This window comes from Yoonia sp., from assembly GCF_036007805.1.
Classification (GTDB): domain Bacteria; phylum Pseudomonadota; class Alphaproteobacteria; order Rhodobacterales; family Rhodobacteraceae; genus Yoonia.
Genome location: NZ_DASYOK010000327.1, coordinates 1 through 8,013, shown reverse-complemented (window position 1 = coordinate 8,013; position 8,013 = coordinate 1). Strand labels below are relative to the sequence as shown.

Here is an 8,013-nt window from a genome sequence, read left to right as displayed (position 1 = left end):
GCGTCCTCGCCGCCCGAGAGGCCTCGCAAGATACGCGCGACCTGCGCGAGGTTCCGCTCGGCCACGATGCGCAGAAGGTCCATCAGCGCGAGCGTCTTCACGTCAGGCCGAATACGGCCACCTCACATCGGACGAGGCCATCGAGGAGGGGATCATCGTGAACGAGTACACCTTCACCGAAGGAGGGCGGCGGTTCGGGTAAGGACTATCGGGCGATCGATCTGACAAGCGTCACCAGGGGGTTAAAATCGTGCTGATCAGCTGCTCGCAAGGCAGTGATATAGGCCGCGCGGTGTGTACTGTCGGCGTTCAGCGTGCCGCCGCCGGACCAGTCGAGGAAGACATCCGGATCGATCTTCGCCAGATAGGCGTCTGCCATGATCCGCGCCCAACGTCCGTTGCCGTTGGCGAAGGGATGGATCCAGACCAGGCGATGATGCAGGCGCGCAGTGGCTTCCAGCGGGTCAAAGCTCTTGTGGTCGCGCCAATACCGGGCGTCATCGAGGCAGGTGCGCAGCTCGGTCGAGATATGCCAGACCGGCACACCAATGTTCTTCTCTGTCAGACGGTAGGCGCCCGCCCAGTCCCAGACCTCGCCGAAGAGGCGCTTGTGAATCTCGCGGACGGCAGCATCGGTCAGCAGATCGAACGACTTGGGTCGTCGGTCGAGCCAGGTCAGGCCGGCGATGATGTTTTCGCCTTCGAGCTCGTTCAATTCGCCGCGGGTCGCGATGTGCTTGGCCTTGAGGCCAAGTAATTCGTCCGGTGTCAGGGGTGTCGCCCCAGCGGGTTCATGAAGCTCCAGCGTCATTGCCAGAAATCCCGGCGGCCTTCACGGATGATGTCGGCCGCCAGTTCCTCCACCATCTCGGCCTCGCTGCGCAGCCCCTCGCTCTGCTCTTCGAGCGCCATGTGCGCCCGTGTGCGCTGGATGATGCGGCGGGCTTTCGTGCGCGCTTGAGCCAGGACGATCTCCTCGACCGGGCCTTCGCGCGGGACGATGGCATAGACGAGACGGCCGCCCATGGCCTCGGCGATCTTCTCGAGCTGGTTCAGCGAGATCGTTCCCGCCTGCTCATTCCGGATCGATGCATAGATCGTGTTGCGCGAAACATCGAGACGTTCGGCAAGGGCGGGCGCGTTCATCCCGATCGCTTCCTGAAACGTGGCGATCCAGCCACCGAACGGCTTTGCAAGCGACTTTGCCAGGCTGGCAGCCTGGTTGATCCTGTCTTGGGCCTGACGTTGTTTCGTGCGGGAGACAGACATTTGCCAACCTGAGATTTTGCATTCATATAAGTATTGCGATGCCAACGTATAGCAAAGCGTCTATATTAGCAACATCATAGTTGCGCATAAAATCTTGGCTCGCATTATCACAGATTGGCAGACGCAGTGCTTCTGCCAATCTGTAATGTGGCCGCAATGTTGCTCCATGACATGTTCACAACACTGTCCGCGCTGATCGGTCCTCTCACGTGTTCCTGTCGACGTCGCCATCCTCTTTGTGCAGCGACTTGCCGTGGGCAGGGCGAGACCATGGCCTGTGAACCCGAAAAGCTCTATTGGAACAAGAGCCCGTGGTTGCTGGATACTTGGAATGGACATATCGCGCGAGGAGCTTTTTGCGCTCATTTGGGAAAAGCCGACCGTGGAGGTCGCGCGTGACATGGGCATTTCTGTCGTTGCCGTTGCCAAGCTCTGCGCGCGCACTTCAAGTGCCAAAACCGCCCCGAGGATATTGGGCGCGAGTGGAAGCAGGCCAAGTGCCACGGCGTCCTCCGCTTCGTGCATTTCGCGATGAAATTGAGGAGCACCGGAAAGCCCTTGCGCGATCTCGCCCGCTGGCTCTACGGCCAGCTTGAGGCTGAATACGACCACCTTACCTCGGACGAGTCCGTTGAGGACGGCATCATCGCCAATGAATACACCTTCACCGCAGGGGGGCGGCGGTTCGGATGACACATGGGAGGGCTCAACCCATCTCTTGCAGAATATCCAGAATATATGTATATTGTGCACAAACGGAGACCCCGATCATGCATGATCTTCCCGAGTTCAAGGCGGCCGACCTGACGCGGCACACAAGTGACCTGTTCGACGCGGCCATTCGCTCGCCAATCGCGATCACCAAGCACCGCAAGCCGAAATTCGTGCTGATGAGCATGGACCAGTACCAGCACCTCACCCGGGGGGCCACGCAACAGGCTCATATGGTTGACGAGATGCCCGAGGATCTCAAGGCGCTGATGATAGAAGGGCTCGAGCGGGACTTGACGCAGGCTGATGACTAAGCCGAGTGCTGGAGAGGTTTTCCGCTATCCGTTCCTGTGGAAACGCGAGCAGATGGCGGGCGAGACCGAGGGCCGCAAGACACGGCCTGTCTGTATCGCCGTCACTGTCGCCAAGTCCGATAGCGAGACCGTGGTGTTCATCCTGCCGATCACGACGCAACCGCCCTTGCCCTCGCGCAAGTGCATCGAGGTGCCACAGATCGAGTCGCAGCGTGTGGGGTTGGAGACCCATGTCCGCAAATGGGTCATGCTGGACGAGATCAACACCGATATTCTGGAGCGGTCCTATGTCTGGGAGGACCGCACGCCCATCGGCACGTTCAGTTCCGTCTTCACATCCAAGATCCAGTCCAGCCTGATCGTGCTGGCTCGGTCGGGCGGGGCATCCGTTGTCGATCGGCTGAAGTAGTCTCGATCAACGCAGGGTCAGCCCAGCTTCATTTGTTCCCGTCGATCCACTTCGACATCAGCCCCTTGTCGCGGAAACACTCATCCGGGACGGCGCGGCGTTTGATCCGGGCGAGACGCTCGGCGAAGGCGACCTGCTTCGATGTCGGGCGGCTGTCCTGCGCGCCCGGGTTCAACTTGGCTTGTGCGTCGATCCAGGCGCTCAGGGACCGCCGATCTTGCTGAACCTCCCACGGCAAAAGCGTCTGGTTGCGCAAGGCCAGCGCGCGCGCATAGGCGATCTGCTTTGGCGTCGCGGGCAGGACGTAAGTGGTGCTTTCCATCGGGGATCTCCCTTCCTAGCTTGGTTCGTAAAATAGAACATAACAGGAACAAAATCAAGCCACCCGCGAAAATCATGAGGTTTGAGAGGAAGAGGAGGGCCGGGGAGGGTCAGGCCAGAGGGTGTCTGAGAGAGGGTGTCCCGGCTTGATCCTGTTCCTCATCGGGGTCTGATGCCGGAAAGTGCAGGATCCTGCGTTCTCATGAGCTTCGCATTTAACAATCTCCGGCATCAGATCCCTAAAGAGTGAAAGATGCCGTAATGGGGCTTTCGGCGAATCGAGCACGTTTCGCTTGTTTGTCAGCATGATCTGAAGTGCCGTTGCCCTTGATGCGCCTGCAGCGCGTCTACGAGGTCGTATGTTTTCATGCGCCTCAATTCCTAAGAATAGAAGGGCAACGACATGAATGTATTTATCGGACTGGATGTATCTCTGGCAAGCACGGCGATTTGTGTGCTGGGGCCGCAAGGGAAGATTGTTGAGGAGTTGGAGGCCGCCAGTGAGCCTGAAGCGCTGGTGCGTGCGATGGCGTCATTGCCATACGCGGTCGATGCGATCGGGCTCGAAGCCGGACCACTGTCCCAATGGCTGAGCAAGGGCATCGAAGAGGCCGGATTTGACGTGGTCTTGATGGAAACGCGGTTGGTGAAGGCCGCCTTGAAAGCGATGCCGATCAAAACTGACCGGCGCGATGCTCAGGGAATTGCGCGCTTGCTTCAAATGGGATGGTACAGGCCCGTGCACCGCAAATCTGTGTCCTCTCAGGAAATCCGCGCGTTGCTGTCGGCGCGCAAGTCTATTCAGCAGGCGATCATCAACATCGAACTCTCGATGAGGGGAGTGCTCCGGAACTTCGGCCTGAAGCTTGGGCATGTCACTCGGGTAAGGTACGAGGCCCGGGTGAGGGAGCTGGTTGCCGACAATGACATCTTGTCCGCGTCGGCGTTGGCGCTTCTGCGGGCTCGGGAGCAGCTGAGGACAGAGCTGGCCAGCCTGGATGAAAAGGTCGTGGGGTTGGCGGAACATGACGATGTTTGCCGTCTCATGATGACAATGCCCGGTGTTGGCCCAATTGTTGCTTTGACCGTAAGATCCGCGATTGATGACCCGGCCCGCTTCGCGAAATCAAAGGATATCGGTCCTTGGGTCGGGCTGACGCCGAGGCGCACTCAATCCGGAGAGATGGACATTGTCGGGCAGATTACACGAGCGGGTGATCGAGGATTGCGATCGGCGTTGTATCAGGCAGCGACGATCTTGATGCACCGCGCAGCACCGAACTGGTTGCAGGTCTGGGCACTCAGAGTGGCGCACAGGCGTGGATCGAAACGGGCCCTGATTGCGCTCGCGCGCCGAATTGGCGTCATTTTGCATCGCATGTGGATGGACGGTTCGCCTTTTCGCTTCACGCTGAACCCGGGGCCGGCGGCCTAAGCGAAACGGTTCAAGGGTTATTCGTAACGGAGGCATGAACTGCAACTAACAACAGGTACGCAGAGGTCCCTTTTCGGGACGAGGTTCCTGGAGATGCCGTAAGGACACTGGCTATCAACAACTGTTGAATGCGCGTGAAAGATGGGCACCCAGGACCAGATTTGAACCAGGCATAGAGTGGCAGCTTTGAGGCTGACTACGGACGGAAGAGCGAAGCCCGGGCAGGGGGAGCCCTCGGTCCTGAAGTGCCGTTGCAGTGAAAAAGAAAAAGTAAGCTTTTGATTTTGTGTCTTAAACCCGGCGAAGAAAGAAATGTTCGCCGGAATTCTTCGCTTGCCGGAAACCCTTGACAGTGATTCGCCCCATTACGGAAGTGTCCTTCGGGTTTTGTGACTGACGGATGAGGGCCTTTGGGGTCCCTCAGATGGGTCCGGGCCGGGTTCCGGTCTGCCGTTCCTGATGAAGGGCATTCCCATGCAAACAGGTGTCTTGCGCGTGTTGCGCGCGACCGCTGCCTCGTGGTGGCGACACAAGGAACTACGCCGAACCGGCCAGACGGGGCAGGCACAACGGCGCGAGCGCGAGACCGTCCTGCGTGATCTCGGCTATCTCAGGCAAGCGGCAGCATTGCCACACGCGCATGCGATTTGCGGAGAGGGTGGGACTTTCCTCCATCTTGGTTGGACCACCGTTTCAACCTTCGCGCCGATTGAGCGCTTTCCCTTGGCCACTCTTACGGTCTCACGAGGGACGCCCTTCATCGATATCCGACCTGTCACCGATGTCATCGCCATCGCGAACCTGCCGCGGGTGGCGCGGGACGGATCGGTCGACCCTGAACCCTGGGGCCCTGGCAGTTCTGTATCGCTGCTCACCTACATCGACATGGTCGAAGGGCTCGGCGCGAGGATCGTCAACGATCCGCGGCCCCGTCAGTCAATCTGATCATCATTCCCTCACACCAACATTTGAAAGGAGGCCAGCCATGGCCCGATCCCGCACGACCAAATTCGATGCCTCCGAGGTCATCACAAACGAAATCATCCGTATCATCGAGCGCGGCGTCCTGCCGTGGCGCAAGCCCTGGACCGCAGGTGGCAGCTCTCGTCCCCTGCGCGTGGGCGGAGAACCCTACCAGGGAGTGAACAACTTCCTGCTGACAATGCGGACCGTGATGGCGGGCCACAGCTCGCCCTTCTGGATGACGTTGCCGCAAGCCAATGCGTTGGACGCAAAGGTTCGCAAGGGCGAGAAGTCCTCCGTGGTGGTCTATTACGGCCAGAGCCGGAAACAGGACGAGGCGTCTGGAGACGCCGAGGAGGGCGATGGGGATGAGAACCGCGTCTTCCGCTTCCAGAAATCCTACCGTGTGTTCAATGCCTGCCAGATCGATGGCCTGCCGGAAAGCTTCCATCCCGACCCGGAGCCGGTCCCTGACCACACGCCGTCCGAGCCCATCCCGCACATGCAGGCGTTTTTCAATGCGATCGACATCACCACGGTATTCGCGGGCGGCGAGGCCTACTATCTGCCGCCCGTCGATAAAGTTTTCATGCCTTCTATTGAGAGGTTCCATGACCCACGGAATTTCTACGGGGTCTGGGCGCACGAGCTGGCGCATGCCACAAAAGCGCCGCATCGGCTCAACCGCGATTATGGTCTCTCGCGGTTTGGCGACACCTCCTATGCCCGCGAAGAGATCGTGGCCGAGCTGACCTCCTGCTTCCTCGGGCAGGAGCTTGGGTTCACAGCGCATACGCTCGAGATGAACGCGGCGTATCTCTACAACTGGCTGCGCGTTCTGCGTTCGGACAAAACCGCGATCTTCAAGCATACGGCCGACGCGCAACGCGCTTGCGACTACCTGATCGCCCGATCAGAGGCGGGCAGGGGAGGGGGCAGCGCCGAGGCCGCCTAACACACCTGTTGCCGCGAAGCGGAAAATGGCAGGTGTGAGACCGGAGTGACGAATGTGGTGATGACCACGAATGACGGCTGTGCGCAGGGAGCGCCATTTGCAAAGTTGTGAACTTTGCTTGCTCTTTCGGACGCGACCGGCCAAATCTAGGCCTACTGTCTTAACTGTCATTGGGTGGCTCCTATCCTAGCAGTTGATGACAACTGCGCTTTGGCACATTCGATGCCGGTGGAGCAGAAGCCACCCACCTCATCCGCTCTGGGCCGTGAGTGACGGAAGACTGCCGCAGCTACGTTTGGGTTGGGCTGCTGTTCCGCAGGTCCGGTCAGAACCCGTTCAAACAAGCCGTAACAGACATGGACTGGAGTGATGCGACCTATCATTTTTGATTGGTATTGCTGCTGAACCCAGTCATAGAGAGCAATGCTTTCCGCATCGTTGAAATCATTTTTACATTACGCCAGATACTTCCCTTTGTGGTCGGCGCTGACCGCTGTTCGATGGCAGTCATTTGACTCTCGGTCACGTGGATTGGGGACGACATTTAGAATTGTGATGCGTTGGTTTCCGCCCGCAAGAATTCGATTTGATCGCGAAGCCAAACGGGTTTTTCCCAACATGAAGCGCGGTGCGCGCGCTAAGCTGGGCCAAGATATGGGCCGGCATATGGGGAGAACACTGTTTGAGATCTATCATGAAGCTGAATTTCAAACCCAACACCATAAATTCATGGCCTCGGGGCCCGGGCTTGTCGCCCTGAAGGAGGCTCAAGCGGCGGGCAAGGGGGCGATCATTGTTTCTGGCCATTTTGGACAGTGGGAGGCTGTTCGCGCCGCAATCAAGATGCATGGGCTTGAAAGCGGAGCTGTGTACCGACCGCACAAGAACCGCCACTATGAGCGTCGCATTCTTGCTGGTATTGAGGCAGGGGGGATGCCGATTTTGGCAACCGGCCACGTCGGAACCAGGGCCCTTGTGCGGCATCTGCGGGATGGTGGCATTATTTCAATCTTGTTAGATGAAAAGTATTCGGAAGGTGTAAGGATACCGTTTCTTGGGCATGACGCGCTCACATCGCTTTCGGCGGCCCAGCTTGCACTTAAATACGATCTGCCCATGATCCCTGCATTTGGCACCCGTATTGACGATGGGAACGCATTTCGCGTGGACTTCGAGGAACCAATTCCTCACACCGACAGCATTACCATGACCCGAACTTTTAATGACAGCCTATCTGCGCGGATAATGGCGGATCCAGAACAGTGGTACTGGATGCTAAGACGGTGGGATGGTGCTTGATTTTGGGTCTAGCCCGCTAATCGGCCCTCCACGGTAAAAAATGCTGCGCTCTGCATGAATGGCCGCAATGACGGGCCGCACTGCAGCAACTTAGAGAGCCGGTGAAAGGCAGGTTTGGGCCGTTAGCTGTCCTGTCCGCTCACTCCCCCCACACCTTCACCAACGCCTCACGCATGACCTCAATCGCATAGCCTGACCCATAGTTGGCGGCGACGGTGTTGGCGCTATGTCCGAGGATGTCCACTAGACAGGTGTTCTGGGCAGCCGGTGTTGCGCAGCTTGTCCTTTATGCGGTGTCGGAGGGAGTGTATTCGTCATTATCTTTAAAGAAAGCCCC

At 58.5% G+C, this 8,013-nt stretch carries 9 protein-coding genes and 2 pseudogenes; 8 read left to right on the top strand and 3 right to left on the bottom strand.

Annotation, left to right across the window (positions count from 1 at the left end; genetic code table 11):
* Positions 1-103: 103 nt before the first annotated feature.
* A pseudogene (locus VGP75_RS20730) lies at positions 104-202 on the top strand (antitoxin of toxin-antitoxin stability system); the annotation flags it as partial.
* Between the two features lie 3 nt (positions 203-205).
* Here the strand turns inward: VGP75_RS20730 and VGP75_RS17455 are convergent.
* On the bottom strand, positions 206-811 hold the full coding sequence (locus tag VGP75_RS17455) for a mobile mystery protein B (protein ID WP_327544867.1): 606 nt from the start codon (positions 809-811) through the stop codon (positions 206-208).
* Positions 808-1,269, bottom strand: a complete 462-nt coding sequence (locus VGP75_RS17450) for a helix-turn-helix domain-containing protein (protein WP_327544866.1) — start codon at positions 1,267-1,269, stop codon at positions 808-810. The genes VGP75_RS17455 and VGP75_RS17450 overlap by 4 nt, the downstream gene beginning before the upstream one ends.
* Before the next feature lie 558 nt (positions 1,270-1,827).
* On the opposite strand from VGP75_RS17450, the pseudogene VGP75_RS17445 reads away from it, so the two are divergent.
* The 3 genes and pseudogenes from VGP75_RS17445 to VGP75_RS17435 form a co-directional block, all read left to right on the top strand.
* Positions 1,828-1,962, top strand: a pseudogene (locus VGP75_RS17445) (DUF8835 domain-containing pootine); the annotation flags it as partial.
* 77 nt (positions 1,963-2,039) lie between these two features.
* Positions 2,040-2,294, top strand: a complete 255-nt coding sequence (locus VGP75_RS17440; RefSeq protein ID WP_327544865.1) for a type II toxin-antitoxin system prevent-host-death family antitoxin — start codon at positions 2,040-2,042, stop codon at positions 2,292-2,294.
* Positions 2,287-2,703 carry a hypothetical protein gene (locus tag VGP75_RS17435; protein WP_327544864.1) on the top strand — a complete coding sequence of 139 codons (417 nt, stop codon included), beginning with the start codon at positions 2,287-2,289 and terminating at the stop codon, positions 2,701-2,703. The genes VGP75_RS17440 and VGP75_RS17435 overlap by 8 nt, the downstream gene beginning before the upstream one ends.
* Positions 2,704-2,731: 28 nt before the next feature.
* Here VGP75_RS17435 and VGP75_RS17430 read toward each other — a convergent pair whose 3' ends face one another.
* Positions 2,732-3,025 carry a hypothetical protein gene (locus VGP75_RS17430; RefSeq protein ID WP_327544863.1) on the bottom strand — a complete coding sequence of 98 codons (294 nt, stop codon included), beginning with the start codon at positions 3,023-3,025 and terminating at the stop codon, positions 2,732-2,734.
* Between the two features lie 402 nt (positions 3,026-3,427).
* Here VGP75_RS17430 and VGP75_RS17425 point away from each other — a divergent pair, with 402 nt between their 5' ends.
* The 4 genes from VGP75_RS17425 (at position 3,428) to VGP75_RS17410 (ending at position 7,676) form a co-directional block, all read left to right on the top strand.
* Positions 3,428-4,459, top strand: coding sequence for an IS110 family RNA-guided transposase (locus VGP75_RS17425; RefSeq protein WP_327544862.1), 1,032 nt, complete (start codon positions 3,428-3,430; stop codon positions 4,457-4,459).
* Between the two features lie 474 nt (positions 4,460-4,933).
* The gene (locus tag VGP75_RS17420; protein WP_327544861.1) at positions 4,934-5,404 is read left to right on the top strand and encodes a hypothetical protein; all 471 of its coding nucleotides are present in this window, start codon (positions 4,934-4,936) and stop codon (positions 5,402-5,404) included.
* A 40-nt stretch (positions 5,405-5,444) separates the two neighbouring features.
* The gene (locus VGP75_RS17415) at positions 5,445-6,377 is read left to right on the top strand and encodes an ArdC family protein (RefSeq protein ID WP_327544860.1); all 933 of its coding nucleotides are present in this window, start codon (positions 5,445-5,447) and stop codon (positions 6,375-6,377) included.
* A 423-nt stretch (positions 6,378-6,800) separates the two neighbouring features.
* Positions 6,801-7,676 carry a lysophospholipid acyltransferase family protein gene (locus VGP75_RS17410; RefSeq protein WP_327544859.1) on the top strand — a complete coding sequence of 292 codons (876 nt, stop codon included), beginning with the start codon at positions 6,801-6,803 and terminating at the stop codon, positions 7,674-7,676.
* Positions 7,677-8,013 lie beyond the last annotated feature (337 nt).